Consider the following 25,669-nt stretch of genomic DNA (forward strand, 5'->3'; position numbering starts at 1 on the left):
GACTTTATCAGATTCCTTGAGGCCTTTCCGACCTCTTCGGTTCCTGATCCCCAGTCAACCGGGGTTGTCCTCGCGGCCCTTGGGCCGTTCCGACGTCTCCAACCCTAGCGGATCTCTCCGGCGATTCCCAATCGCGTGGGATCGGAGTCGCCGTACCCAAATCGAATTGGATTCGGGCGCACCGAATTCAATCCCGCTGGGAGATCTTGCTGAGTGGGTTGGTGCCGCTGCTGCGGCGGAGTGCTGTCGCAGAACCGTTACGGCTCCGTGGCAACCCGAAGAACTTTACGGATCGAGGTGTGGACTGTCAAGCCTCCCCAAGGGGAGCGGTCGGCAAACCTTCCCGAGCGTCAGTCCAGGTCGCTCAGCCGGCCCCCGGCATCGGGCTGGGCGTGCTCCACGCGGCGCAGCAGACGGGTCAGCGCCTCGCCCAGGGCGTTGCGCTCCTCTGAGGAGAGGTCCTGGAGGAGGTCCTCCTCGAACCCGGAGGCCAGGCGCATCGCCTCCAGCCACTTCTCGCGGCCCTCGGCGGTCAGCTCCACGATCACGCGGACCCGGTTGGACTCGTCGCGCTCCCGGGTGACCAGGCCCTCGCCGACCATGCGATCGATGCGGTGGGTCATCGCGGCCGGCGTCAGGCCGAGCCGCTTGGCCAGGTCGCTCGGGCCCATCCGGTAGGGGGCGCCGGAGAGGACGAGGGCCTTGAGGACCTCCCACTCGGCGTTGCTGATGCCGAGCGCCGCGGTCTGGCGGCCGTAGGCGACGTTCATCCGGCGGTTGAGGCGGGACAGCGCCGAGACGATCTTCTCGACCTGGGGGTCCAGGTCCTGGAACTCGCGCTGGTAGGCGGCGATCTGTTCGTCGAGGGTCGGCTCGCTGACGCCGGGGGTGTCGCCCATGAGCGCAGTATCCCACGCACCCGCTTGGCCTTGAAGTCCTTGAAGGTGTACTGTTCAACCTCGAACTTTAGCTTCTAAGTCTTCAGGGCTAACCGCTTCAGGGGTAAGACCTCCGGTCTCACTCCGGCGGGCCTTCTTCCTAAGGCAGGTGAACGTGACCAGGGCGAGGGGCGCGGCGATGCGCCGGATCCACGTGGGCAACGCACTCAGCGCGTTCGGCCTCGGCTTCACCGTCCCCTATCTGTACGTCTATGTGGCTCAGGTGCGGGATCTCGGTGCTGCCACGGCGGGACTCGTACTCGCCGTCTTCGCCGTGGCCGCACTCGTGGTGCTGCCGTTCGCAGGACGGGCCATCGTCCGGCGCGGCCCCCTTCCGGTACTGCTGGCCGCCCTCGCCTCCGCCGCCGTCGGGTCGCTCGCCCTGGGGATTTCCGGGACCGCGGTGAGCGTGCTGCTGTCGGCCGCGGTGCTCGGTGCCGGGCAGGCCGTGATGCAGCCGGCGCTGGCCACCATGATCGTGGACTGCTCCACGACGGAGACCCGGTCGCGCGCCTTCGCTCTGCAGTTCTTCCTCCAGAACCTGGGCCTCGGCGTCGGCGGCCTGATCGGCGGCCATCTCGTCGACTCCTCCCGCGCCGCGTCCTTCACTCTGCTGTTCGCGATCCAGGCGGCGATCTTCCTGCTGCTCGTCGTCCTCATGTCGACGGTCCGGATCCCGCACGCGCCGAAGATCGAGGGCGGGACCCCGCAGGGCGGCCGGGCGAGCTGGACGCAACTGCTGGGCAACAGGGCCATGGTGCAGCTGTCCGTGCTGGGCTTCGTGCTGTTCTTCGCCTGCTACGGCCAGTTCGAGTCGGGTCTGAGCGCGTACGGCGTCGAGGCCGCCGGGATCTCGACGTCCGCACTGGGTACGGCGCTGGCGGCGAACACCGCGATGATCGTGGTCGCGCAGTTCGCGGTGCTGAAGTTCGTGGAGCGGCGCAAGCGGTCGCGGGTCATCGCCGCGGTGGGACTCACCTGGGCCGTCGCGTGGGCCATCGCCGGGTACGCCGGGCTCGGGCACGGCAGCCAGGCCATGGCGACCGGCGCGTTCGTCTCGACCTACGCGCTGTTCGGTCTCGGCGAGGCGATGCTGTCGCCGACGCTCGCGCCGCTGGTGGCCGATCTCGCGCCCACGGGGATGGCGGGTCAGTACAACTCGGCCTTCGCCCTGGTGAAGCAGCTGGCCCTCGCGGTGGGTCCGGCGGTGGGCGGCCCGCTGGCCGCGGCGCTGCCCGCGCCCTACGTCGTGACGTTCCTGCTGTTCTCGCTGGCCATCACGGTTCTGGCGATCCGGCTCGGACGCCGGCTCACCCCCGCGCAGAACCAGCCCTCGGCCGCGCGCACCCTGGTGGTGGCACAGGGAGGGCCGTCGGCGGAACGCGCGTCGGCGCGCGCCTGAGCCGGAGTCCCACCGCTCAGTCCGCGCCCCGCGGCAGCGCGAACTCGCACCACACCGCCTTCCCGCCTCCGGGCGTGCGGCGTGAGCCCCAGTTCGACGCGATCGTCGCCACGATCGCGATGCCCCGCCCCGCCTCGTCCGCCGGTTCCGCCCGGCGGCGACGGGGCAGATGGTCGTCCCCGTCGGTCACCTCGATGATCAGCCGGCGGTCCGTGCGTCTGAGGCGGAGCCTCATCGGGGGCGTGCCGTGCTGAAGCGAGTTCGCCACCAGTTCGCTCGCCGCCAGCACCCCGAGGTCGTGGAGATCCGTCGGGAACCGCCAGCTGGTCAGGACCCCGGAGGCGAAGGCACGGGCGCGTGGCGCCGCCTCCACGCCGCCGAGCAGCTCCAGGGCGGCGTTGCGGAAGAGGTCGCCGTCGGGGCCCGTACGCGAGGGGTGCTGGAGGACGAGGACCGCGACATCGTCGTCGTGGCCCGCGGTGACGCCCGCGGAACGCAGCAGGCGGTCGCAGATCACCTGCGGTGTGCCGGTCGCGCCCGCGAGGGCGCTCTCCAGGGCCGCGATGCCCTCGTCGAGGTCGGCGTCCCGGCGCTCGACGAGGCCGTCCGTGTAGAGGACGGCCGTGGAACCGGGTGCCAGTGGGACCGAGCCCGACGCGTGCATCCAGCCGCCGGTGCCGAGCGGCGGGCCGGTGGGTTCGTCGGCGCGCAGGACATTGCCGCTCTCGTCGCGGACCAGGATCGGCAGATGGCCGGCCGAGGCGTACACGAGGCGGCCCTCGTTCGGGTCGTGGACGGCGTAGACGCACGTCGCGATCTGGTTGGCGTCGATCTCCGTGGCCAGGCCGTCGAGGAGCTGGAGGACCTCGTGCGGGGGCAGGTCGAGCCGGGCGTAGGCGCGGACGGCCGTGCGGAGCTGGCCCATCACCGCGGCGGCCCGGACGCCTCTGCCCATCACGTCGCCGATGACGAGGGCCGTGCGGCCGCCGCCGAGGGTGATGACGTCGTACCAGTCGCCGCCGACCGCGGCCTCCGTGCCACCGGGCTGGTAGGTGGCGGCGATGCGCAGATCGTCAGGCTGCTCCAGCTCCTGGGGCAACAGGGAGCGCTGAAGCGTCACCGCCGTGCGGCGCTGCTCGCGTTCGCTGGCGCGCAGCCGCTCGGCGGCCTCGGCGTGGTCGGTGACATCGGCGGCGAACACGAGCACGCCCCGGGAGGCGCCGCCGGGTACGTCGACCGGCGTACACGTGAACGTGTACGAGCGGCCGCCGGCCGCTTTGCGGGACTTGACCGTGCGCGGCCGGGAGCTGCGCAGCACCTGGTCCAGGAGCGGAAGGAGCCCCAGTTCCTCCAGCTCGGGGAGTGCCTCGCCCGCGGGTCCGCCCAGGGGCCGGGGTCCGAAGGCCGCGGCATAGGCGTCGTTGACGTACGCGACTCGGTGGTCCGGGCCGTGCACCAGGGCGACGAGGGCCGGGATGCGGTCGAGGACCTCGCGCACCGGCAGTTCGTCGACGGCCGGCCCGCCCGGTGCGTCTTCGGTGAGCCGCTCGGCGCGGGCCGCGGGCACGGAGCCTTCTCCCCGCCGGTCCGGGGGCACCGCGTGCTCGGTCCGCGCTGCGGCGCGGCGCTGCGTTCCGGGGAGCCGGGCGCTCCAGCGCGTGAAGTTCACCGATTCCTTGCCTCGTCGTTGTCGTAGCCGGCCGGCTCCGGGTCCGGTCGGGGATCCGGCGGCCTGCCCCGGGGTAGCGGCACAGTGGGAAAGTCTGGTGGGTTCGTCAGGGCGAGGACCGGCCCGCCCCGGGTCGGGGACCAGTCTGTCGGACCGGACCGACATCCGTCAGACGTCGGCCCATCCGGGGGAGTTCCTGGATCCGGTCAGGACGACCCCTTCGGGCCCTTTGAAGGCTTTCCACCGGCCGCGAGTTCGAACTCCGCACGGGGATGTTCGAGTGAACCGAGGGAGACGATCTCCCTCTTGAAGAGTCCCGCCAGGGTCCACTCGGCCAGCACCCGGGCCTTGCGGTTGAAGGTGGGCACCCTGCTCAGGTGGTACGTGCGGTGCATGAACCAGGCCGGGTAGCCCTTCAGCTTGCGCCCGTAGACGTGTGCGACACCCTTGTGCAGCCCCAGGGATGCGACCGAACCGACGTACTTGTGGGCGTACGTCTCCAGGGGCTCGTCGCGCAGCGCGCGCACGATGTTGTCGCCGAGGACCCTGGCCTGGCGCACCGCGTGCTGGGCGTTGGGGGCGGTCTCCTTGCCCGGCTCCTCGGCGGTGACGTCCGGGACGGCGGCGGCGTCGCCCGCGGCCCACGCGTGCGTGACGCCCTCCACGGTGAGCTCGGGGGTGCATTTCAGACGCCCGCGGCCGTTCAGCGGCAGGTCCGTCGCCGCGAGCACCGGGTGGGGCTTCACCCCGGCGGTCCACACGACCGTGCGGGTCGGGAAGCGTGCGCCGTCGGACAGGACGGCCACCCGGTCGACACACGACTCGAGGCGGGTTTCCAGACGTACGTCGATGTTGCGGCGGCGCAGCTCGGTGACCGTGTACCGGCCCATCTCCTCACCGACCTCCGGGAGGATGCGGTCGGATGCCTCCACGAGGATCCACTTCATGTCGTCGGGCTTCACGTTGGGGTAGTAGCGCGCGGCGTAGCGGGCCATGTCCTCCAGCTCGCCGAGCGCCTCCACGCCGGCGAATCCGCCTCCGACGAAGACGAACGTGAGGGCCGCGTCACGGATCGCCGGGTCGCGGGTGGAGGAGGCGATGTCCATCTGTTCGATGACATGGTTGCGCAGGCCGATGGCCTCTTCGAGCGTCTTGAAGCCGATGCCGTGATCGGCGAGGCCGGGGATCGGGAGGGTGCGCGAGATGGAGCCGGGGGCGAGGACGAGTTCGTCGTACGAGAGCTGTTCCGTCCGCCCGGTCTCCTCGGTGGCGAGCGTGCCGACGGTGGCCGTGTGTTTGGCGTGGTCGATGGAGGTGACCTCGCCGACGACCACGCGGCAGCCCTCCAGGACCCGCCGCAGCGGGACGACCACATGGCGCGGCGAGATGGCTCCGGCCGCGGCCTCGGGCAGGAACGGCTGATACGTCATGTAGGGATCGGGCGAGACCACCACGATCTCCGCCTCGCCTCTGCCGAGTTCCGCCTTCAGTTTCCGTTGCAGGCGCAGGGCCGTGTACAGGCCGACGTAGCCGCCGCCCACGATGAGGATGCGCACACACTTCGGCGGTTCGGTGGGCGTCGCCCGATGGAATGCAGCCGTCACCATCCCATGACGCACCGGCCGAGCGAGTTTGTCCACAGGCCCGGCAAATTGTGTGACCGGACGGCTGTACCCGGCAGGGTTGGCCGGATTACCGGAGCGCGCGGAAAGACCGCAGGTCAGTGAGTGTGAGCCGGGTGGAACTCGGGGGCGCAACCGGGACGTAACCGACCCGTACTCCGATCGGGGGGCGCTCCGTGCGGAACCTGCCCCTTCTGAATTGACCCCCGCTCAACTATGTTCGTGTGTCGACGGGGTGTAAGGGGGATGCGCACGACGGGCTCGCGACGGGCGGGCCCAGTCACGTACGACGCTTGTTCCGTACGCTCCGGCTTCCAATGGCGGGGAGAGTCTCCGGGGGGAGACGTCATTACCGGGGGAACACTTATGCACATTCAGGACTCTCATTGGTCATCCGCGTCCGCCGTCGCACCGGCGGGCACGATGAGCGCGGCGGCGGGCAACGGACGCGAGAACAACGCCCGGGCGACGCCGCTGCGGGTGGACGCACAGCGCAATCTGGAACATGTACTGCGCGCGGCACGCGAGGTCTTCGGCGAGTTGGGCTACGGCGCGCCGATGGAGGACGTGGCGCGGCGCGCGCGGGTCGGCGTCGGCACGGTGTACCGGCGCTTCCCGAGCAAGGACGTCCTGGTGCGGCGAATAGCCGAGGAGGAGACCTCCCGGCTGACCGAGCAGGCCAGGGCGGCACTCGGCCAGGAGGACGAGCCGTGGTCGGCGCTGTCGCGCTTCCTGCGGACGTCGGTGGTGTCGGGCGCGGGGCGGCTGCTGCCGCCGCAGGTGCTTCGGGTCGGGGTCGTGGAGGAGGGGACCGAGGGGTCCGGCGCGGCGCCCGCGGACGAGGCGCGGCTGCCGCAGCAGCGGTCCCAGTCGGCGGCCGAGCTGCGGCTCGTGGCGCAGGTGCCCGCGCCGCAGCCGGACGACGTGGGCACGACGACGCTGCTGGAGGTCGTCGGACAGCTCGTGGAGCGGGCGCGAGCGGCGGGTGAGCTGCGGCCGGACGTCACGGTCTCGGACGTTCTGCTGGTGATCGCCACGGCGGCGCCCTCGCTGCCGGACGCGGCACAGCAGGCGGCGGCCTCGGCCAGGCTGCTCGAGATCCTCCTGGAGGGCCTGCGGTCGCGCCCGGTGTGAGGCGGCCGGGTCCCTGACCCCGTGCGCCTCACCACCGACCACACAGGTCCCGTGCGCGGGCACCGCACCGCCCGTGTACGGGACCGGGACGGCCGTGTACGGAGGAGGGCAGGGGGTCGTTGGGGGCCGGGTGTGCGTCGGCGTACGGCGCTAGGAGTTCCGAACAAACTGGGAGCCGCGAGCTGAGCGCCCATGGTGTGCGGAGCTCTTATGCCCCCGCCCCGAGTGCCCGTCCCCGTGCCGAGATGCCGGCCGGTACCGCGCGTGCCCGGGCGGGGGTGCCGGTCCAGCACGTGCCCCGGCGGGCGAGCAGGCGGCGCAGCCACAGTTCCAGGGAGACCAGGTCCGCGAGGCCGTCCAGCGGGAGGGGCTCACCGTCCGCCGCGGCGCGCACCGCCTTGCGAACGACCCGGGCCTCCACCAGGCCCGCCTCCGCCAGCAGGGGCGTGTCGAACAGGGCCATCAGGGAGTGCACGGCCACCCGGAGACCGGCCCGGGCCGCGGCCGCCGACGAGGCGTGCGAGGGGGCGCCCCAGCCGGGCGGCAGTCCGGCGACACCCGCGCCCTCCAGAACCGTGCGCAGGATCGCCGCCCGCGCCCCCGGCTGCACCCGCAGCGCCTCCGGCAGCACACGGCAGGCGCGGACGACCTGGTTGTCCAGGAACGGCGAGTGCAGCCGCTGGGAGCGGATCTCGGCGGCCTGTTCCAGCACACGTACGTCCGCGGCGTGTCTCGCGAGCGCGGCACGCGCACGGTGGTCGCCCGGGCGCTGTCCGGGACCGACCCCCGCCCGGCCCATGGCTCCTTGGAGGCGAGCCGATACTTCCGCGAGGGCCTCACCGGTCAGCCAGCGCGCCGCCGGGCCGGGTCTCGCCCAGGTGAGGGCGGCGAGCGACGCGCCCACCGCGCCGCCGGGCTCCTCGAAGCGCCGCCGCATCAGGCGGTCGGCGAGCGAGTCGACACCCGCCCGGTACGGCGTGCGGGCCAGCTTCCGCGCCGCGGCGTACACGCGCGCGGGCACCATCACCGAACCGTCCGCCCTGGCCAGCGCGGCGACCGGACGCACCAGATGGCGTCGTCTTCGGTCCATCAACAGGTCCGCGAGACGGGCCGGATGCGCATCGAGGACCTGGCGCGCGCCGTAGCCCGTGAAGTGGTCCGCGCTGCCCGAGGCCAGTCGCGCACGGTGCCTGGCCGCCGTCACCAGGGACGGTCCCGGCTCGTCCGTCAGCGGGCCCTCCAGTTCTGCGTAGGGGAGGACTTCCTCGCCGCCGGTCACCACCACGTGGTGCAGACGGGGATTGGCCGCCAGGGTGCCGGCCCGCTCGAGCTCGGCCTCGCGGCCGCGTACGACGAGGTCGTTGAAGGTGACGGCCAGCAGGCGTTCACCGGCGCCGGTGCCGTGCCCGAGGATCGTGCCCGGCATCCCCGGAAGGCCTGCCGCGAGGAGGGCCAGCGTGCCGGAGGCCGGTCCTCCGGAGAGGTCGGCGCCGATCCCGGGGACGGGCATGCCGCGTGCGGCGCGGCGTTCCGCCGGTCCCATCCCGGGGACGGGCCCGGGGTCGATCTCGGTGCCCGGCACATGCCGGGGTGCCGCCAGACGGGCGCGTACGGCGTCTACGAGGGCGTCGCGCACCGCGGCCACGGCGTCGACCGGGTCCGCCGGGGGCGCGGCGACCGCCAGGGAGGCGACCGGTTCGTAGCCGGCGATCTCGCGGGCCCCTGCGCGCAGGATGAGCGCGTGGCCCGGAGGAATGCGCCGCACGCCCTCGTAGGGGGTCGAGTCGTGGAGCGCGGCCGGTACGTCGGGGGCGGCGAGGAGGGCCGCCAGGTGCCCGAAGTCCAGGTTGGCCTCGATGAGGTCGGCGAGGGGGAGCGCGGCGGTCGCGTACGCGGTGCCACCGGCCCAGGGAGTGTGGAAGACGGGCCGCGCGCCGGCGAGATCACCGCACACCGTGATTCTGCGCCCGACCTGGACCACGGCGGTGTAGCTGCCGGACCAGGCGGTCAGATGGCGCAGTGCCCCTCCCCGGGCGGCGAACAGGCTGACGCGCAGTTCCTCGTCGGAGGCCCCGCAGGTGCCGAGGACCGCGATCCGGGTCCGCGCGTCCGCCTTCACGACGCGCACTTCGTCGGGGCGCCAGTCGCCGACGGCCCACAGGGGATCGGGGTCGCCCCACAGGAGTTGGGCACCCACCGGGTGCACGGTCTCACCGTCGTACCCGGTGGCTCCCGCCGATTGCGGTCCGGCGGCTCCAGCGGCGGTGCTGCTCCATCCCACCAACCACCGCATCGACGCCTCCACAGGCTGTGGACAACCAGTGCACGTAGGAACGGCTCCCATGCTGCCACGAAGAACGCGCGCCGGAGGGCGTGCGCCACGCCTCGTGCGCCCTGGAACGCGCCCTTGGGCCTCCGGCCGCGAGCCGGTGAACTCCCTTTTCCGGCTGAGACGTCGGACAAAGACAGCGACGCGAATGCGCCCCCGGTACGCTCCCCGAAAACGCCGTTCACGCCCTCAAGAGTCATGGTCGGAGGCTTGATCACTTTCGAGAACCGCCGTCGATTTTCAGCCAAAGCGGTGGAGGGCGGACAGGCTTGCGCACGCTCCGTACAGGCCCTGAGCAACGCACAGTCCGGGAGGCGGAGTTCGCCTCCCGGACCGGTCCGCCGCCCGCGGGGATGGAGGCGGCGGTATCCCCCAGCCCACTGGATCCAGTACAGCGGGCCGACCCACGCACCGCCCATGGAACCGTTCCCCCGGCGCCCGCAGAAGAGCGCACGGGCAGGCGCACGGCCACACACCCAGGAGCACACCGCAACACTGCGTACTGAGGTACGGACCACAATCCCGCCATCCGGATTTAAGCCCCTTAACGCATGGGATGCGGCGAACTACGCTGGGTTTACGAATGCCGCGCGGTTATGCCATTGCCGCGGCAGCCGTCTGTGTCGAGGGGTGGCGCATGTCCAGGGAGCAACGCGGGCCGAACGAAAAGCTCGGCGCCGTTCTCGCCCTCGCGGGAATCAGCAACGCGGGCCTCGCCCGGCGCGTCAACGACCTTGGCGCCCAACGCGGGTTGACGCTTCGCTACGACAAGACATCGGTGGCGCGCTGGGTGTCGAAGGGCATGGTGCCGCAGGGCGCCGCGCCGCACCTCATCGCCGCGGCCATCGGCCAGAAGCTCGGCCGCCCCGTACCGCTCCACGAGATCGGTCTGGCGGACGCGGATCCCGCACCGGAAGTGGGCCTCGCGTTCCCCCGGGACGTAGGACAGGCGGTGAAGTCGGCGACGGAGCTGTACCGCCTCGACCTCGCCGGGCGCCGCGCCGGCAGCGGCGGCATCTGGCAGTCGCTGGCCGGATCCTTCGCAGTGAGCGCTTACGCGACCCCTGCTTCCCGCTGGCTGATAACCCCGGCCGACAGCTCGGTGGCCCGCGACCCCGGCTCAGGGGACGGCTCGGGAGCGCCGCTGAAGGTCGGCCACAGCGACGTCCAGAAGCTCCGCGAGGCCGCGGAGGACGCCAGACGCTGGGACTCCAAGTACGGAGGCGGCGACTGGCGTTCGTCGATGGTGCCCGAGTGCTTACGGGTGGAGGCCGCGCCGCTGCTGCTCGGCTCCTACTCGGACGAAGTGGGCCGCGCGCTGTTCGGGGCGAGCGCCGAACTGACGCGGCTGGCGGGCTGGATGGCCTTCGACACCGGCCAGCAGGAGGCCGCCCAGCGCTACTACATCCAGGCGCTGCGCCTCGCCCGCGCGGCGGCCGACGTGCCCCTCGGGGGCTACGTCCTTGCCTCGATGTCGCTCCAGGCGACCTATCGCGGCTTCGGTGACGAGGGCGTCGACCTCGCCCAGGCCGCCCTGGAACGCAACCGCGGTCTGGCCACGGCCCGCACCATGAGCTTCTTCCGTCTCGTCGAGGCACGGGCGCACGCGCGCGGAGGTGACGCCCAAGCGGCCGGCGCGGCCCTGAAGGCCGCCGAGGGCTGGCTGGAACGGGCCCGCGACGGCGACAACGACCCGTCCTGGCTCGGCTTCTACTCCTACGACCGCTTCGCGGCCGACGCCGCCGAGTGCTACCGCGACCTCAAGGCCCCGCGTCAGGTCCGCCGCTTCACCGAGCAGGCGCTGTCCCGGCCCACGGAGGAGTTCGTGCGCTCCCACGGTCTGCGGCTCGTCGTGTCGGCGGTCGCCGAACTGGAGTCGGGCAACCTGGACGCGGCCTGCGAGCAGGGCGTGCGGGCCGTGGAGGTGGCCGGGCGCATATCGTCGGCGCGCACCACCGAGTACGTGCGGGACCTGATGCACCGGCTGGAGCCGTACGGGGACGAACCGCGCGTGGCGGAGCTGCGGGAGCGGGCACGGCCGCTGCTGATGGCGCCGGCGTAGTAGGCGGGCCGCCAAGGGACCGGGCTCCTGGGGGTCCGCGGGGATGCCGCGGATCCGGAGCGACGGGGCTGCCGCGGATCCGGAGCGACGGGGCTGCCGTTCCGGGGCCCGACGCGCCTTCCGGGGTCCGACGGCCGCGTGACCTGTGTGATCTTCGCTTCCTCCCGGGTTTGAGCGCATTGTCAGTGGCGCAGTGCACTATCGAAACCGGGAGGTGGAGCAGGTGCGGAAGATCGCGTACGACTGCGATGTGCTGGTGATCGGCGGCGGTATCGTCGGCCTGTCGACGGCGTATGCGATCACGCGTGCCGCGCCCGGCACCCGGGTGACGGTCCTGGAGAAGGAGGCAGGACCGGCCCGCCATCAGACGGGGCGCAACAGCGGGGTCATCCACAGTGGGATCTACTACCGCCCCGGCTCCCTGAAGGCGCGGTACGGGGTCGAGGGCGCCGCCGAGATGGTCAAGTTCTGCGCGGAGTACGGCATCGCGCACGCCGTCACGGGCAAGCTGATCGTCGCCACAGAACGCGAGGAGCTGCCCCGCCTGCACGCGCTCGTCCAACGCGGCCGGGAGAACGGCATACCGGTCAGGGAACTGGGCCCGCCCCAGATCGCGGAGTACGAGCCGGAGGTGCGCGGACTCGCGGCCATCCACGTGGGCACGACCGGGATCTGCGACTTCGTGGCGGTGGCGGAGCAGCTGGGCGAGGCCTCCGGGGCGGAGATCCGGTACGGGGCGGAGGTCGTACGCATCGACCGGCGCCCGGCGCTGGGCGTCGCCGTGCGCACGGCCGGCGGGACGGTCCTCCGCGCGCGGGTGCTGGTCAACTGCGCCGGACTGCACTGTGACGAGGTGGCCCGGCTGACGGGGGACGAGCCCGGTATGCGGATCGTGCCGTTCCGGGGTGAGTACTACGCGCTGGCGCGGCCCGGGCTGGTGCGGGGGCTGGTGTATCCGGTGCCGGATCCGGCGTTCCCGTTCCTCGGGGTGCATCTGACGCGAGGCATCGACGGAGAGGTGCACATCGGGCCGAACGCGGTCCCCGCGCTGGCCCGCGAGGGGTACGGCTGGGGGGTCGTACGGCCACGGGAGCTCGGCGCGACCGTCGCGTGGCCCGGGTCGTGGCGGATAGCCCGGCGCCACTGGCGGTACGGGGCGGGCGAACTGCGGCGGTCGGTGTCGAAGGAGGCGTTCACCCAGGCGGTGCGCAGGCTGCTGCCGGAGGTCCGGGCGGACGATCTCCTGCGGGCCCCGGCGGGGGTCCGGGCGCAGGCCGTGCTGCGGGACGGGACGCTGGTCGACGACTTCCTGATCCGGGAGGGGGCCCGGGCGGTGCACGTCCTGAACGCGCCATCGCCCGCGGCGACCGCCTCGCTGCCGATCGGGCGGGAGGTGGCACGCCGGGCGCTGGCGGTGCTGGACCGAGAGTGAACCACCCGCCCACCCCACCCACGAGCCGAGCCCCCGGCCCCACCAGGTGCCCGATGGCCTCGTCCCGGGACGCCGGGCGTCCGGGGGCTCCGGGCGGGCCAGACGTCCGGGAGATCCGGGCGGATCTTGCGTGCCCGGGACGCCAGGCCCGGGGGTCCCGAGCGCCCCGGGCAGGTCATCCCGGCCGAGACCCGGCCAGACCAGCCGCCCCCGGACCCGGCCACGTCAGCCCACCCCAAGACCCGGCCAGGCCGGCCTTCGCTGTGCCGCTGGTCGGAGCAGACCGGTTGGTCCTGTCCTCCCCCTAAAATTGAAGCCACTGTGTCTGACTCTCTCAATTTCGCCCCCGAAGACCCCGAGGCCGCCCTCGGCGGTCGGCCCCCGCGCATCTCCGTCGCCTCCCCGCACCGCAGCCGGGCCAAAGGAGAGCCCCGGTTCCCCGAGGGGCCGAAGGCGGACCCCGCCGGGTCTCACTTCGAACGGCGGATCCGGAGTTTCCAGCCGCGGCGCAGCCGGGTGACGGCCGGGCAGGCGGACGCCTTGCAGCGGCTGTGGCCCCTGTGGGGACTGGACATCGACGGGCAGCGCACGGTCGACCTGGCGGAGCTGTTCGGGAACACGCACCCCGTGGTGCTGGAGATCGGCTTCGGCATGGGCGAGGCCACCGCGCGGATGGCCGCCGACGAGCCGGGCACCAACATCCTCGCCGTCGATGTGCACACCCCCGGCCAGGGCAATCTGCTGGGTCTCGCCGAGCGGAACAACCTGACCAACATCCGGGTGGCGAACGGCGACGCGATCATCCTGCTCCGCGAGATGCTTCCGCCCGACGCCCTCGACGGACTGCGCGTCTACTTCCCCGACCCATGGCCGAAAAAGCGCCACCACAAGCGGCGGCTGATCCAGCCCGAGTTCCTCACGCTCGCCGCCGCCCGTCTCAAGCCGGGCGCACTGGTGCACTGCGCGACGGACTGGGAACCGTACGCCGAACAGATGCTCGAGGTGCTCACCGCGCACCCCGACTTCGAGAACACCCAGCCCGAGGGCGGTTACGCGCCACGTCCCGATTTCCGTCCGCTGACCCGTTTCGAGGGCCAGGGGCTGGACAAGGGTCATGTCGTGAACGACCTGCTGTTCCGGCGCGTACAGCACCGGGACCAGTCCGCCGCCGGCGACTGAGCGCCCCGCGGGCCCGCCGGACTCCGTCGCGGGCGGCCCCCCAGTCTCGTTAAGGTCGATGCCGTGGCCACCTGTCCCTCGTATCCGACGCCCCCCGACGGCAACGCGAGGGAGGTCGGGCACCCGCACTGGTGGCAGCGTCGCTGGGTGCGCTACGGGGCGCCGGTCACGCTCCTGGCGCTGTCCGGCCTCGTCATCCTCGCCCTCGTGCGGCAGCAGACGGGTACCGAGGGATTCCTGGTCGGACTGGGACTCGCGGTGCTGCCCGTGCCGCTGCTGGTCGCCGCGTTCCGCTGGCTGGACCGGGTGGAACCCGGGCCCTGGCGGAACATGATCTTCGCCTTCGCCTGGGGGGCGTGCGCGGCCGCGCTCATCGCGATCGTCGCGAACAGCTTCGCGACCAGATGGATAGCGACCGCGACCGCCGACCCGAACAACGCCGACACACTCGGTGCGACCCTCATAGCACCGATCGTCGAGGAGTCCGCGAAGGCGGCGGCCGTGCTCCTGGTCTTCCTCTTCCGCAGACGGGACTTCACCGGGATCGTCGACGGGGTGGTGATAGCGGGCGTCACCGCGACCGGCTTCGCGTTCACCGAGAACATCCTCTATCTGGGCACCGCCTTCGGCACGGACCAGCTCAGCGGTGAGCGGGGGCTCGCGTCCGTGACGGCCGCGACCTTCTTCGTCCGTGTGGTGATGTCGCCCTTCGCGCATCCGCTGTTCACCGTGCTCACCGGCATCGGCTTCGGTACCGCGGCGCTGTCGGCGGAGCGCAGGCCCGTACTCCGCGTGCTGATGCCCCTGGGCGGCCTGCTGCTCGCCATGGGCATGCACTCCATGTGGAACGGCTCGTCGTCGTTCGGCGAGTACGGGTTCTTCGCGGTGTACGCGTCCTTCATGGCGCCCGCGTTCGCGCTGCTGACCTGGCTGGTGATCTGGACGCGGCAGCGGGAGCTGAGGACGGTACGGGAGGAGCTGCCGGCATACGCGGCCACCGGGTGGCTGGGGCCGGCGGAACCGTTCGTCCTCGGCTCCATGCGGGCGCGGCGGCTGGCCCGGCAGTACGCACGGCAGCACTTCGGGAAGGCGGCGGCACGCTCGGTCGCCGAGTACGAGGCCTACGCGACCTCACTGGCGTTCCTGCGGCACCGGGGGCGCCGCGGCCGGGTGGGGGCAGACTTCGTCGCACGGGAGGGGGAGCTGCTCTCCGCGCTGTGGGCCCGGCGGGTGGTGGCACGGCCGGCGCTGGCGCAGGCCGTACGAACCGCGGCGCCGGTACCCGTGCCGGTCTGGCCCGGCTACGGGTACGGGCACGGATACGGGCACGTCCCGTGGCACCCGGCGCCGCGCCACGGGCCGACGGCGCCCCCTCCCGCGTACAACCCCTACCGCTCGTAGGGTCGCGGTGTTGTGCCGCCGACTCCGTGGTTGCGGACGGTCGTCACCGCGCTACGCCGACGCCTCCGTCAGCTTGGCCAGGTCCTCCTCCGTCAGGGTCAGGTCCGCCACCGCCAGCAGCGCGGGCAGCTGTTCCACCGTGCGGGCGGAGGCGATCGGGGCCACGACCGTCGGCTGCGCCGCGAGCCACGCCAGTGCCACCGTCGCGATCTCCGCTCCCCGCGTGTGCGCGACCTCGTCGAGGGCCGCGAGCACGCGTCGGCCGCGTTCGGTCTCCAGGTGCTTGCCCGCTCCCTGGGCCCGCGCCGAATCCACGGTGGTGCCCGGCCGGTACTTGCCGGTCAGGAAGCCGGACGCGAGCGCGTAGTAGGGAACGGCTGCCAGGCCCGCGCGGGAGGCCACGTCCTGGAGCGGGCCCTCGTAGGTGTCGCGGGAGACCAGGTTGTAGTGCGGTTGCAGCGCCACGTACCGCGCCAGGTTCTCGCGGTCGGAGAAGTCGAGGGACGCGTGCAGGCGCTCGGCGGAGATGTTGGAGGCGCCGATGGCGCGCACCTTGCCCGCCTTCACCAGTTCGTCGAGCGCGCCGATGATCTCCTCGACCGGCAGCTCCGGCTGGTCGAAGTGCGTGTAGTAGAGGTCGATGTAATCGGTGCCGAGGCGGCGCAGGGACGCGTCGGCCGCGGCCTTGATGTTGGCGGCGCTCAGCCCCCGGTACTCGGGGTGCTGGCTGACCTTGGTCGCGATGATCACGTCGGAGCGGTTGCCGCGCGCCGCGAGCCACTTGCCGATGACGGTCTCGGACTCGCCGCCCTTGTTTCCGGGGACCCACGCCGAGTAGGCGTCGGCCGTGTCGACGAAGTTGCCGCCGGCCGCCGTGTAGGCGTCGAGGACGGCGAAGGACTGCGTCTCGTCTGCGGTCCAGCCGAAGACGTTGCCGCCGAGGGAGAGGGGGAAGACCTCGAGGTCGGAGGAGCCGAGCTTACGAAGAGAACTCATGCCCTACGTCAACGCCCGCGCCGGAAGACGATATTCCGCCTGAAGGCCGTTCCACGCGACGCATCTGACCGGCGGCCCTGACGTCGGGGGGTTGTCGTCAGGACCGCCGGGGTTCGGGAGCCGACGGCGGGGGTCAGACAGGGGACGACCAGAGTCCGGGAGGGGGCAGGCGTCCGGCAGGGGGCGGGTGTCCGGGAGGGGGCAGGCGTCCGGCAGGGGGCGGGTGTCCGGGAGGGGGCAGGCGTCCGGCAGGGGGCGGGTGTCCGGGTGGAGGCCACCGGTCTCAGGGGTTGAGGCCCTTGCTCTGGAGCCACGCCATCGGGTCGATCCCGGTGGCGCCGCCGTTCGGGTGGACCTCCAAGTGCAGGTGCGGCCCGGTGACGTTGCCGGTCGCGCCCACGCGGCCGATGACGTCGCCCGTGGACACCTTCTGACCGACGGTGACGCTGATCGACGACTGGTGGCAGAACCACAGCTCGGTGCCGTCGTCGAGGGTGAGGACCGTGCGGTAGCCGTACGAGCCCGCCCAGCCCGCCTGGGTGATGGTGCCGCTGTGGACGGCCTTGATGAGCGTGCCCGTGGGGGCGGCGAAGTCGAGGCCGGTGTGGTAGCCGGAGGACCACATGGCGCCGGCGTCGCCGAAGCGCGAGGTCAGGGTGTACGAGGAGGTGGGCAGCGCGAACTGCTTGGCCAGTTCGGCCAGCCGCGCGGCCTCGGCCTTCTTCCTGGCCTCCGCCTCGGCCGCCTTCTTCTCGGCGGCGGCCTTGGTCCTTGCGGCGTCCTGAGCCTTGGCCGCCGCGGCGGCGGCCTTCTTCGCGGCGGCGGCCTCAGCGGCCTTCGCAGCCTCCGCGGCGATCCGGTCCTGCTGGGACTCGGCCTGCTGCATGATCCGGGCGCGCAGGGCCTCGCCCGCGTTCTTGGTGCCCGCGGCCGCTTCGGTGGTGCTCACGCCGGCGGTGCTCAGGACGGTGGCGGAGCCCTTGGGGGCGCTGGCCTGCTCCTCGCCGATGAGCGCCTTGGCCGAGTCGGTGACCGAGGAGAGGTCGGGCAGGGATATGGACACCGGAGGCTTGCCGGTCTGCGCGGTGGCCATGCCGCCCGCGCCTACCGCGGCCATCACGCCGACGCCCAGAACGGTGGAGCTGCGGGCGAGTCCGCCGCCGCGCTGCTTGGTGACGCGGTGCCGACCGCGGACGGGACGGACGGAATCCTCGGTGGGGTTCCACTCCTCCCAGGGGCCCTCGTCGGTGCGGGACGCGAAGCCGATCGTCTGCGTGCCGCTTGGGGCGAACGAGGTGCTCTCGGCAGGCCGGTTGGACGCCACGTGGGCGCACTCCTTTCCTTCCGTTTCGCCTACCGGGTTAGCTGACGGGTTCGGAGGGGAAGGTCTCCTACGCGCGTATACCGGCCGTTTCGACACAGCGGTATCCGCCCGATTCACCCCAAAGTGGTGGTTCCCCGGTTCCCTTGCGGGATTCGGCACACGCGCACGGAGCCGCCTCTGGTGACGGCTGGGACGACCGCGCTGCGTTATCGAACGTTAATAGACGCGGGGCCTGGATTCCAAGCGGTTCGGACAGATCCTTGACGCTCTTGGCCAGGACTTTCATGACAGGAACGGCGTAAAACGGGCGAGTTGGCCACACCTCATCTACCTCATCGGTATTGACGGTGCGTCAGTTGTTATGCGGAGGGAGGTCACCTCCTCACCCACCGTGACAACGACCCGGCGCTCAACGATGCTTGGCCTTCGAAGGGGGATCCTCGAAGGGGGATCCTCGAAGGGGGTCATGAGCGCTCGGACCGGCGCACTGCCAGCAGAGCCATGTCGTCCGTGGCCTGACCGCCGGTATGACGGGCGACGTCCTCCGTCACGGCGGCCAGCACGGCGCCCGGGGTGGTCAGGACACGGCCGGCGAGGCCCTCGGCCGGGTCGTAGAACTCGCCGCGCGCGTCCCGGGCCTCCGAGACCCCGTCCGTATAGAAGAGCAGCGTCGAGCCGGGCGGGAAGTCCCACTCCTCCGCGCGGTCGGGCGAGGTCGCGAGGTCGCTCATGCCGAGCGGCGGCGCCGGCTCGTGCGCTTCCAGTTCGCGAACGGTGCCGTCCGGGAGCAGGAGCAGGGGGGCGGGGTGGCCGCGGTTGACGATGCGGACGAGGCCTTCCTCGTGCGGGATCTCCGCGAGGACCGCGGTGGTGAACTCCTCGTGGGCGTCGGGGCCGTCCCGGCGGAGGCCCTCGCGCGACAGCGCTCGCTCCAGGCGCTGGGCGACGGCCTCCAGGGTCGCCTCCTGCTCGGCGGCCTCCCGGAAGGCGCCGGTGACGACGGCGACGGCGGCCACGGCGCCCGTTCCCTTGCCCCGCACGTCCCCGACCACGAGCCGTACGCCGTGCGGGGAGCCCTGAACGGCGTACAGGTCGCCGCCGATGGAGGCGTCGGCCTGCGCCGCCTCGTACCGGGCGGCGATCCGGAGCCCTGCGATCCGCGCGGCGGGCTCGGGCAGTACGGCGCGCTGCGCGGCCTCGGCGATCCGGCGGGCGGAGGCCAGGCGTGCGTCATTGCGGCGTACGAGCATGTTGATGAGGACGGCGGGGACGGCCGCGGCGATGGTGGTGAGCGCCTCGGTGAGCGCACCTGACGGCCCTGACGCACCGAGCCCAGCGAGTCCGAGGTGCACGGCCAGTACGGCGGCGAGGGCCGCGGCGCCGGTGACGACGGTGCCGCGCAGCGAGTGGAGGGGCGCGGCGACGAGCGGGGCGGCGGTGAACAGGGCGACGGCCGGGAAGGCGGACGGCGTCAGCCGGCCGCAGCAGACGCCTAGGACGATGAGCAGCGCGGGCAGGGCCCGCAGAAGCGCCCGCACGTGTGAACTCCGCCGGCTCTCCACCGGACCGGTACCCGGCGACCGGCCGTTTCCGGCCCCGGACCCCGGCGCTCCGGCATTCTCGGGCCTGGCCCTCGGCGGCCGCGAGTTCCCGGGCCTGCTCCCCGGCGGCCGGGCGTCTTTGGGGCCGGTCCCCGGCGGCCGGGCGTCCTCGGGCATGATCCCCGGCGCTCGGGACTCCCCGGACCTGGCACTCGTCATGACGGGATGGCCGTGGGCCGGGCCCATGGGGCGGTCGACAGGCCGGAGGCCCGGATCGCCACCGTCCCGCGCCGGACGGCCGGTGGACCGGACGCCGCCGCTGGACCGGGCACGGTCCTCGGGCCGGATACGTCCACCGGAGCAGGCACGGCCTCCGGTCCGGCGGCCGCCGGGACTGCCACGACCGCCAGGACTGCCACGACCGTCACGTGGGTCACGAGCGTCACGACCGTCACGTGGGTCACGACGGTCACGACCGTCCGGGGCGTTGGCAGATCGGCCGGGGCCGTCGTCAAGGCCCTTCGGGTCGGCCAAGCGGCCGGAGCCGTCGTCAACGCCGTCAACACGGTCGAGTCCGTCGAGTCCGTCGACGGAGCGGTCGCCCCGCCGGTCGTTGTCCTCGGGAAGAGGAGTGACGGCCGGGCCGCCGACGGTCCGGTCGTGCGGGGCGCCGGCCCCGCCGTACGGTGTTGCGGGCCTTGGCCCGCCGTCCTTCTTGTCGCACGGCTCCTCGATCCGCCACGCGCCTCCTTGCTGCACCACCCGTCCAGGCTTCCCGCAGGACGAGCGGGGGGCGACCGCTGTGGGCCGACCGGCGTACACAGCGGCGTACGCGGACAGGTGGCGAGCCGGAAAACACCGAGGGCCGGAACCCTTTCGGATTCCGGCCCTCGGCCATCAGTAGCGGGGACAGGATTTGAACCTGCGACCTCTGGGTTATGAGCCCAGCGAGCTACCGAGCTGCTCCACCCCGCGTCGGTGATTCCAGTGTACGCCATGCGCGCGACACTGAGCACACGGGTTTACGTCCACGGCGCTTCACCACCGTTTTCCGGCCTTCAGCGGCTTTCGGGCGGGGGCAGCAGATGGGCGTTCGGGGCCTTGGCCCGCTCCTCGTACTCGGGCAGCAGCACCACATCCGCGCCCTCCGCCCTCAGCAGCGCGTTTCCGTCCGCCGCCGCCACGAACGTGTCCGGTTCACGCCAGGCGGTGACCACCCGGCGTACCCCGGCGTCGAGGATCAGCCGGGCGCACGGCGCGGGCCGGGACGCGCGGCGGGCGCATGGCTCCAGGCTGCTGTAGACCGTGGCGGTGGCCAGTCGCCGATCCGCCGGGTCAAGCTTGGCCAGCGCCGCCTCCTCCGCGTGCACCACCGGGTCCCCGCCCTCCCGGGAGTGCGCCCGCGCCAGCTCCGTGCCGTCGGCCGCGACGATCACCGCCCCCACGCTGAAGGCCGTCCGGGAGGGCGGGCACTGCGCCGCCAGCTCGCACGCCGTCTCCAGCCATCGCCGGTCCGCGGCGGAGGCCGACCGGCCGGTTCCGGGCGCGGTGGGCACGTAGCGCATCAGCACGACGTCCCCGACGGACCGTGTCTCCATCAGCCGCATCCGTCCCGGCGGGTACGCCCCCGGGCCGAACATCCGCGGCGCGTCGGGCTGTCCCACGACCAGCGGGGCGAGCACGAGTTGCAGTTCGTCGGCGAGCCCCTGCTGCAACAACTGGGTGTGCACCAGCCCGCCGCCCTCGACCATCAGCCGGCGTATGCCCTTGACGTCACCCAGATGAGCGAGCACGGCCCGCCACTCCACATCCGGGCCCAGCGCGATCACGCCCACGTCCGCCGGCAGCAGCCCGCGCAGCCGCTTTGCGCCCTTGTCCGTGGTGTAGAGGGCCTTCGCGCCGCCCGTGTGCCAGAAGAGGGCCTCCGGATCGAGGTCTCCCGACGCGCTGACCACGACCTTCAGCGGGTACTCCGGCAGTCCTGCGGCGACCCGGGCCGCGCGCCGCTCCTGCGAGTAGACCAGCAACCGCGGATTGTCGGTGCGCAGCGTGCCCGCGCCGACGAGGATCGCGTCGCAGCCCGCCCGCAACTCGTCGACCCGGTCGAAGTCCTCCGGCCCGGACAGCAGGAGTCGCTCGGGCCCGGTGTCGTCCAGGAAGCCGTCGAGGGAGACGGCGGCGGACAACAGGACGTAGGGATGGGCCATGGGGGTGCGCTCCAGGGGTCGGGGATCGGGAATCGGGATCTGGGATCGCGAGTCGGGGTTTCGGTTCGAGCCGAGGTCTCGAGTGTGTCGGGGGTGCCGGGGATGTCGGCGGCCGGGGTCTCGAGGGAGCCGGAGGTCTCGGGAGTGTCGGGGGTGTCCGGAGTGTCGGGCGTGCCGGGGGTGTCGGGCGTGTCGGAGGTCGCGTGGTCAGGATGCGCCGGGCAGGGCCGTAGGTCGAGATCCCGCAGGAAGCCTCGGGCGGAGGGCGCCGCTTGGTTCAACTTTTAAACAATAACTACACTGGCGCTATGACGACCCGCTGGCTCACCCCCGAGGAACAGCGCGCCTGGCGCTCGTACCTCGCCGCATCGTGGCTCCTGGAGGACACGGTCGACCGGCAGCTCCAGCAGGAAGCCGGCATGCCGCATCTGTACTACTCGGTTCTCGCCAACCTCTCCGACGCGCCCGACCGCCGGATGCGGATGACCGACCTCGCCGAGACGCTGAAGATCACGCGCAGTCGGCTGACCTACGTCGTCACCCGCCTGGAGAGGGACGGCACAGTGCGCCGGGAGGGCTGCCCCACCGACCGGCGCGGCAGCACGGCGGTACTGACGGAGGCGGGCATGGAGCTACTGGAACGTACTGCGCCGGGCCACGTCGAGACGGTCCGCGCCTCCGTCTTCGACCACCTCACACCCGAGCAGGTCACCCAGCTCGAGGCCATCTGCACCCGGATCACGGACGCGCTCCAGGGCGACGAGGAGCGGCCGGGATGCAACGGCCTGCCGTGGCGTCGGCGCTCGTCCGGGGCGACGGAGTAACCGCGGCACTCCCGTAAAAAGGCTTGCTTGAAACTTAAATCACGGGCTAGAGTCGCCGGCCGAGGTTGTGCTTCAAATCTGAAGCATGGGGCGCATCCTCCGCACCCGCAATCCGCCGGCCCGGAGAAGGACGACAGCCATGCGCGACCCACGCGACGCCATCGCAGCCACTGACAGCAGCGACCCGACCCGCCTCCCCACCGACCTCACCGCCGGCCTCTCCAGCGCCGACGACCTCTCCATCCCCGACGACCTCTCCATCCCCGACGACCTCGCCGCCAGCCCCACCGCCGGCCTCACCGCCGCCACGGTCCGCACCCGCGTGACGGTCCCGCTTCGCTTCGGCGACGGTTACACGGTCACCGCCGACCTGGTCACCTTCCACGGCCTCACCGACGGCCAGGAGCACGTGGCCGTGGTCCTCGGTCGGCCCGCCGCCGGGCGGCCACCGCTGGTGCGGCTTCACTCCGAGTGCCTGACCGGCGACGTCTTCGGCTCGGCCCGCTGCGACTGCGGCCCCCAGTTGCGCGAGGCGGTGGAGCGCATCGCCGACCAGGGCGGCGTCCTGCTCTACCTCCGCCAGGAGGGCCGCGGCATCGGCCTCTACAACAAGCTCGACGCATACGCCCTCCAGGACCGGGGTCTGGACACCTACGAGGCGAACGCCGCACTCGGCCTGCCGGAGGACGCCCGCGACTACACGGCCGCAGCGCAGATGCTCGGCGCCCTCGGCATCGACACGCTGGACCTGCTCTCCAACAACCCCGACAAGGCGGCCCAGCTGCGCGGCCTTGGCCTGACGGTCACCCACCACGTCCCCACGGGGGTCTTCACCACGGCGCACAACGTCCACTACCTGCGGGCGAAGGTGGTCCACACCCAGCACACCCTGCCCCTCACGGAGCTGACGGCGGGCTGACCCACGCGGTCGCCGGCCGGCTCGGGAATCCGAGGCCCTGGCACTCAGGCCGAGCCTGGGCGGCCCTTACTTCTCCGCCTCGTTCTCGAAGTGCAGGGAGATCGACTGCAGGACGTCCGCCGGAGAGACGTCGACGCGCCCCTCGTCGTGGATCTCGGCGAGCTGCACGAAGGCGAGCGCGAACGCGGAGGCGATCTGCACGATGGCTGGGCCCAGCTGCTTGCTGACAGCAGCCGCCATCTCTTGGACGCCGGCATCGGCGGGCAGCTCGATGCGCGGCAGCATCTCCTCGAGGAGCGCAGCGACCGCTTCGCTCTGCATCACGTCACCTTCAGGGTTCTCCCGGACTTGGCGCCGCATCTCCAGCGCCTCGGTCAGGATGCCGACGACCCGCTGCATAATCTCTCGCTGCTCCATGCGGGCACGGTACGCCTCGGCGTCGGCGGTGCAGCGATTACCCGCCCGGGCCGCCTCGGTGAGCCCCCGCGAGACGGCGACGGCGGCTCGGGCCCGGGCCCGCGAACCACGATCGACTGCCCTTCGGCCGAGCACTGGCCGAGCCAACGATCTCCAAGGTACTGAAACCGCGAGAGCCCCCGGTCACACGCACTGTGACCGGGGGCTCTTCGGTAGGCCCTGTGGGACTCGAACCCACAACCAATGGATTAAAAGTCCTGGGGTTTCTCTCCGAGTGACTCCGGCTTACTCCAGCAGTCCTGAAAATCCCTGGTCGATGGGGCCCGTTGCTCTGGGTCACTCCAGTTATTCCGGCCCACTTCGGGACTCCCGTTCACGCACCGCTCACGCATCCCGGGTGGGCCACACGTGGTCTGAACTGGGACGACACCATTGTCCCGCACTCCCCCGTGCACCACAACGCCCGAGCATGAAGCGGCCCCGGCCGGGGCGTGGAAGCCGGCCGGGGCCGCCGTACAGGGCGTGCGGATCAGAGGTCGAACTCGCCGTCCTTCACGCCCGCGATGAACGCGGACCACTCGGCGCGGTTGTAGTACTGCGTACCGCCGTCGCGGTCCTTGGTGTCGCGGACGGCCCGGCCGCCGTCGGGGAGCACGGCGACCTCTACGCAGGCGCCGTTGCCGTTGGTGTAGGTGGACGTCTTCCAGACCAGCTCGTCGGGGTTGTGCTGCATGGTTGTGCCTTTCAGTGGTTGGTACGTGACGGGTGGCCGCCCTCTCTGTTCAGGTAGTGGCGGCCACCCCGCCCGCGGCGCACGGTTCACCTCCGTACCCGGCGGGCTCACCGCTGCCGTCAAACGGCGGGATCGGCAGCGGAGTCTCTAGGTCTGGCGGCAGCGCCAGCACTTGCAGGGCGGCCAGGCCGCCGTGGCGAAAGGATCGGCGCCGCGAACAGCCCTGCGGGGCCCCCATGTACGGCCGCTGTCGTGGGACACCCGCAGGGTCAGGAACGCCACGGGCTCCATCTGCGGCAGGTCCTCCGGCCGCGGGAAATGCTCGGGCGGCGGCACGAACGAGAACGCCGACTCCCCGCTCATCGCTTGCCTGCGTGCGGGTGCTGGCGGATCTCCACCGAGTAGTCAGTAGCCCGCGAGTGGTCGCCATCCTTCGTGGCTTGATCTCGCTGCCGGCCCAGCGCCTCGCAGACATCACAGCCCGGCACGGGTTCGACTGGCGGCGTGGGCTCCGGGAGGTGTACCGGGCCTGACATGGTCGTGTAGCAGCGCGTACCCTCTGCCATGTCGTCGCTCCTTCGCAGCGTCGGCCATGCCCCCGGGCCGGTCACACGGTCGCGGGGGTTTTACGTGCTGTGACCATACCGCGCCTTACCGCGCCTTGCCGAGGGTTGCTGCGGTCGCGCGGTATGACGCGGGATCCTACGGTCACCGGTATGACTGCTGATCTTGACCGGACGCGGGCGGTGTGGCGGCAGGTGGCGCAGATCGTCATCGGTCGTATCAAGGACGGCACCTATGCGCCTGGCTCGCGTGTGCCGTCCACGCTGGAGCTGGCCACCGAACTGAGTGTCGCGTCGTCGACCAGCCAGAAGGCGTTGGCGTACCTGCGCCGAGAGGGCTGGCTGCGTGGTGAGACGGGCATTGGCACGTTCGTTGCCGATAAGCCGCCGGCCGACTGACCCCGGGCATGACGAAACGCCCCCTGCACAGCCCGTATTGGGCCGTGCAGGGGGCGTCGTCATGTGTACTGGCGGCGTTGTGGGTCGAGGCCCATGCCGAGGAGGCTGCTGTTCTTCTTCTCCGGCTGTGGGGCGCCGTCCCGGCGGCAGACCAGAGCGTCCGGATCCCAGGCCGGGGCCTGCAGGGAGTACCCGTCCGGGCAGGTCTGCCCGTCCCTCCCGTCCGCGCCGTCCTTCCCATCGGCGCCCGGCGGGCCTTGGGGGCCAGTCGGCCCCCGCTCGCCCGGTGGTCCTTGCGGCCCGGCCGGTCCGGTGGCCCCGTTGATGCCGGGGGCCCCGGTCTGACTGACGCCGTTCGCTCCGTTCTCCCCGTTCTTGCCCGGCGCCCCAGATGGTCCGGTCGGCCCCTCGGGTCCGGGCGGGCCTTGCTCACCCTGGGGTCCCTGAGGGCCGACCACACTCTTGCCTGGCTCACCGCGGCTCCCGGGCGGCCCGGCGACGGGCTTCGCGCCCAGCTGCTGCACCTGGCGGGCGAGCGCGTCACGGGCCTGGTTCGCTGTGTGCAGCTCGGCCGACAG

At 72.1% G+C, this 25,669-nt stretch carries 20 protein-coding genes, 1 tRNA gene and 1 riboswitch; of the genes, 9 read left to right on the plus strand and 12 right to left on the minus strand.

Annotated features, from left to right (window positions below):
* Positions 1-350: 350 nt before the first annotated feature.
* Entirely contained in the window at positions 351-899 is a 549-nt protein-coding gene (locus ABZ823_RS29775) for a MarR family transcriptional regulator (protein ID WP_361665946.1), read from the minus strand.
* Positions 900-1,077: 178 nt separating this feature from the next.
* On the opposite strand from ABZ823_RS29775, the gene ABZ823_RS29780 reads away from it, so the two are divergent.
* Positions 1,078-2,340: an MFS transporter gene (locus ABZ823_RS29780; protein WP_361665964.1), complete on the plus strand. Its 1,263-nt coding sequence runs from the start codon at positions 1,078-1,080 to the stop codon at positions 2,338-2,340.
* 16 nt (positions 2,341-2,356) lie between these two features.
* On the opposite strand, the gene ABZ823_RS29785 is transcribed toward ABZ823_RS29780, so the two are convergent.
* Both ABZ823_RS29785 and ABZ823_RS29790 read right to left on the minus strand, forming a co-directional pair.
* Positions 2,357-4,009 (minus strand): SpoIIE family protein phosphatase, encoded by a 1,653-nt coding sequence (locus ABZ823_RS29785; protein ID WP_361665947.1) that lies wholly within the window; start codon positions 4,007-4,009, stop codon positions 2,357-2,359.
* Positions 4,010-4,215: 206 nt separating this feature from the next.
* Positions 4,216-5,565, minus strand: coding sequence for an NAD(P)/FAD-dependent oxidoreductase (locus ABZ823_RS29790; RefSeq protein WP_361665948.1), 1,350 nt, complete (start codon positions 5,563-5,565; stop codon positions 4,216-4,218).
* A gap of 432 nt (positions 5,566-5,997) precedes the next feature.
* Between ABZ823_RS29790 and ABZ823_RS29795 the strand changes: the two genes are divergently transcribed.
* Entirely contained in the window at positions 5,998-6,765 is a 768-nt protein-coding gene (locus ABZ823_RS29795) for a helix-turn-helix domain-containing protein (protein ID WP_361665949.1), read from the plus strand.
* A 208-nt stretch (positions 6,766-6,973) separates the two neighbouring features.
* On the opposite strand, the gene ABZ823_RS29800 is transcribed toward ABZ823_RS29795, so the two are convergent.
* Positions 6,974-9,058: an asparagine synthase-related protein gene (locus tag ABZ823_RS29800; protein WP_361665950.1), complete on the minus strand. Its 2,085-nt coding sequence runs from the start codon at positions 9,056-9,058 to the stop codon at positions 6,974-6,976.
* 673 nt (positions 9,059-9,731) lie between these two features.
* On the opposite strand from ABZ823_RS29800, the gene ABZ823_RS29805 reads away from it, so the two are divergent.
* The 4 genes from ABZ823_RS29805 to ABZ823_RS29820 all read left to right on the plus strand — a co-directional run bounded on the left by ABZ823_RS29805 (position 9,732) and on the right by ABZ823_RS29820 (position 15,168).
* Positions 9,732-11,156: an MFS transporter gene (locus ABZ823_RS29805; protein WP_361665951.1), complete on the plus strand. Its 1,425-nt coding sequence runs from the start codon at positions 9,732-9,734 to the stop codon at positions 11,154-11,156.
* 193 nt (positions 11,157-11,349) lie between these two features.
* Positions 11,350-12,588, plus strand: a complete 1,239-nt coding sequence (gene lhgO, locus ABZ823_RS29810) for an L-2-hydroxyglutarate oxidase (RefSeq protein ID WP_361665952.1) — start codon at positions 11,350-11,352, stop codon at positions 12,586-12,588.
* 387 nt (positions 12,589-12,975) lie between these two features.
* Positions 12,976-13,767, plus strand: coding sequence for a tRNA (guanosine(46)-N7)-methyltransferase TrmB (trmB, locus tag ABZ823_RS29815; RefSeq protein ID WP_361665965.1), 792 nt, complete (start codon positions 12,976-12,978; stop codon positions 13,765-13,767).
* Between the two features lie 63 nt (positions 13,768-13,830).
* Positions 13,831-15,168, plus strand: coding sequence for a PrsW family intramembrane metalloprotease (locus ABZ823_RS29820; protein WP_361665953.1), 1,338 nt, complete (start codon positions 13,831-13,833; stop codon positions 15,166-15,168).
* Positions 15,169-15,219: 51 nt separating this feature from the next.
* Here the strand turns inward: ABZ823_RS29820 and ABZ823_RS29825 are convergent, their stop codons facing one another.
* The 5 genes from ABZ823_RS29825 to ABZ823_RS29845 form a co-directional block, all read right to left on the minus strand.
* The gene (locus ABZ823_RS29825; RefSeq protein WP_361665954.1) at positions 15,220-16,164 is read right to left on the minus strand and encodes an aldo/keto reductase; all 945 of its coding nucleotides are present in this window, start codon (positions 16,162-16,164) and stop codon (positions 15,220-15,222) included.
* A gap of 283 nt (positions 16,165-16,447) precedes the next feature.
* Entirely contained in the window at positions 16,448-17,488 is a 1,041-nt protein-coding gene (locus tag ABZ823_RS29830; RefSeq protein ID WP_361665955.1) for a M23 family metallopeptidase, read from the minus strand.
* Between the two features lie 11 nt (positions 17,489-17,499).
* Positions 17,500-17,656: riboswitch (cyclic di-AMP (ydaO/yuaA leader) on the minus strand.
* 296 nt (positions 17,657-17,952) lie between these two features.
* Positions 17,953-19,050, minus strand: coding sequence for a PP2C family protein-serine/threonine phosphatase (locus tag ABZ823_RS29835; protein WP_361665956.1), 1,098 nt, complete (start codon positions 19,048-19,050; stop codon positions 17,953-17,955).
* An 880-nt stretch (positions 19,051-19,930) separates the two neighbouring features.
* Positions 19,931-20,004 (minus strand) — tRNA-Met (locus tag ABZ823_RS29840).
* 83 nt (positions 20,005-20,087) lie between these two features.
* Entirely contained in the window at positions 20,088-21,236 is a 1,149-nt protein-coding gene (locus ABZ823_RS29845; RefSeq protein WP_361665957.1) for a dihydrofolate reductase family protein, read from the minus strand.
* A gap of 308 nt (positions 21,237-21,544) precedes the next feature.
* Between ABZ823_RS29845 and ABZ823_RS29850 the strand changes: the two genes are divergently transcribed.
* Positions 21,545-22,060, plus strand: coding sequence for a MarR family transcriptional regulator (locus ABZ823_RS29850; protein ID WP_361665958.1), 516 nt, complete (start codon positions 21,545-21,547; stop codon positions 22,058-22,060).
* Positions 22,061-22,199: 139 nt separating this feature from the next.
* On the plus strand, positions 22,200-22,979 hold the full coding sequence (gene ribA, locus ABZ823_RS29855) for a GTP cyclohydrolase II (RefSeq protein ID WP_361665959.1): 780 nt from the start codon (positions 22,200-22,202) through the stop codon (positions 22,977-22,979).
* Between the two features lie 66 nt (positions 22,980-23,045).
* Here the strand turns inward: ribA and ABZ823_RS29860 are convergent, their stop codons facing one another.
* Positions 23,046-23,396, minus strand: coding sequence for a hypothetical protein (locus ABZ823_RS29860; RefSeq protein ID WP_361665960.1), 351 nt, complete (start codon positions 23,394-23,396; stop codon positions 23,046-23,048).
* A gap of 529 nt (positions 23,397-23,925) precedes the next feature.
* On the minus strand, positions 23,926-24,129 hold the full coding sequence (locus tag ABZ823_RS29865) for a DUF397 domain-containing protein (RefSeq protein WP_361665961.1): 204 nt from the start codon (positions 24,127-24,129) through the stop codon (positions 23,926-23,928).
* 716 nt (positions 24,130-24,845) lie between these two features.
* On the opposite strand from ABZ823_RS29865, the gene ABZ823_RS29870 reads away from it, so the two are divergent.
* Complete coding sequence (locus tag ABZ823_RS29870) at positions 24,846-25,091, plus strand: GntR family transcriptional regulator (protein WP_361665962.1); 246 nt, start codon at positions 24,846-24,848, stop codon at positions 25,089-25,091.
* 59 nt (positions 25,092-25,150) lie between these two features.
* Here the strand turns inward: ABZ823_RS29870 and ABZ823_RS29875 are convergent.
* The coding region (locus tag ABZ823_RS29875) for a collagen-like protein (RefSeq protein ID WP_361665963.1) at positions 25,151-25,669 on the minus strand (519 nt) is incomplete at its 5' end.

Source organism: Streptomyces sp. NPDC047079 (assembly GCF_040643755.1).
GTDB lineage: Bacteria > Actinomycetota > Actinomycetes > Streptomycetales > Streptomycetaceae > Streptomyces.

What these genes read in the sequence shown, in the direction of transcription:
- ABZ823_RS29775 (WP_361665946.1), bottom strand. Translation starts at nt 899, where the DNA reads ATGGGCGACACCCCCGGCGTCAGCGAGCCGACCCTCGACGAACAGATC.
- ABZ823_RS29780 (WP_361665964.1), top strand. Translation starts at nt 1,078, where the DNA reads ATGCGCCGGATCCACGTGGGCAACGCACTCAGCGCGTTCGGCCTCGGC.
- ABZ823_RS29795 (WP_361665949.1), top strand. Translation starts at nt 5,998, where the DNA reads ATGCACATTCAGGACTCTCATTGGTCATCCGCGTCCGCCGTCGCACCG.
- ABZ823_RS29800 (WP_361665950.1), bottom strand. Translation starts at nt 9,058, where the DNA reads ATGCGGTGGTTGGTGGGATGGAGCAGCACCGCCGCTGGAGCCGCCGGA.
- ABZ823_RS29805 (WP_361665951.1), top strand. Translation starts at nt 9,732, where the DNA reads ATGTCCAGGGAGCAACGCGGGCCGAACGAAAAGCTCGGCGCCGTTCTC.
- ABZ823_RS29825 (WP_361665954.1), bottom strand. Translation starts at nt 16,164, where the DNA reads ATGAGTTCTCTTCGTAAGCTCGGCTCCTCCGACCTCGAGGTCTTCCCC.
- ABZ823_RS29845 (WP_361665957.1), bottom strand. Translation starts at nt 21,236, where the DNA reads ATGGCCCATCCCTACGTCCTGTTGTCCGCCGCCGTCTCCCTCGACGGC.
- ABZ823_RS29850 (WP_361665958.1), top strand. Translation starts at nt 21,545, where the DNA reads ATGACGACCCGCTGGCTCACCCCCGAGGAACAGCGCGCCTGGCGCTCG.
- ribA (WP_361665959.1), top strand. Translation starts at nt 22,200, where the DNA reads ATGCGCGACCCACGCGACGCCATCGCAGCCACTGACAGCAGCGACCCG.
- ABZ823_RS29860 (WP_361665960.1), bottom strand. Translation starts at nt 23,396, where the DNA reads ATGGAGCAGCGAGAGATTATGCAGCGGGTCGTCGGCATCCTGACCGAG.
- ABZ823_RS29865 (WP_361665961.1), bottom strand. Translation starts at nt 24,129, where the DNA reads ATGCAGCACAACCCCGACGAGCTGGTCTGGAAGACGTCCACCTACACC.
- ABZ823_RS29870 (WP_361665962.1), top strand. Translation starts at nt 24,846, where the DNA reads ATGACTGCTGATCTTGACCGGACGCGGGCGGTGTGGCGGCAGGTGGCG.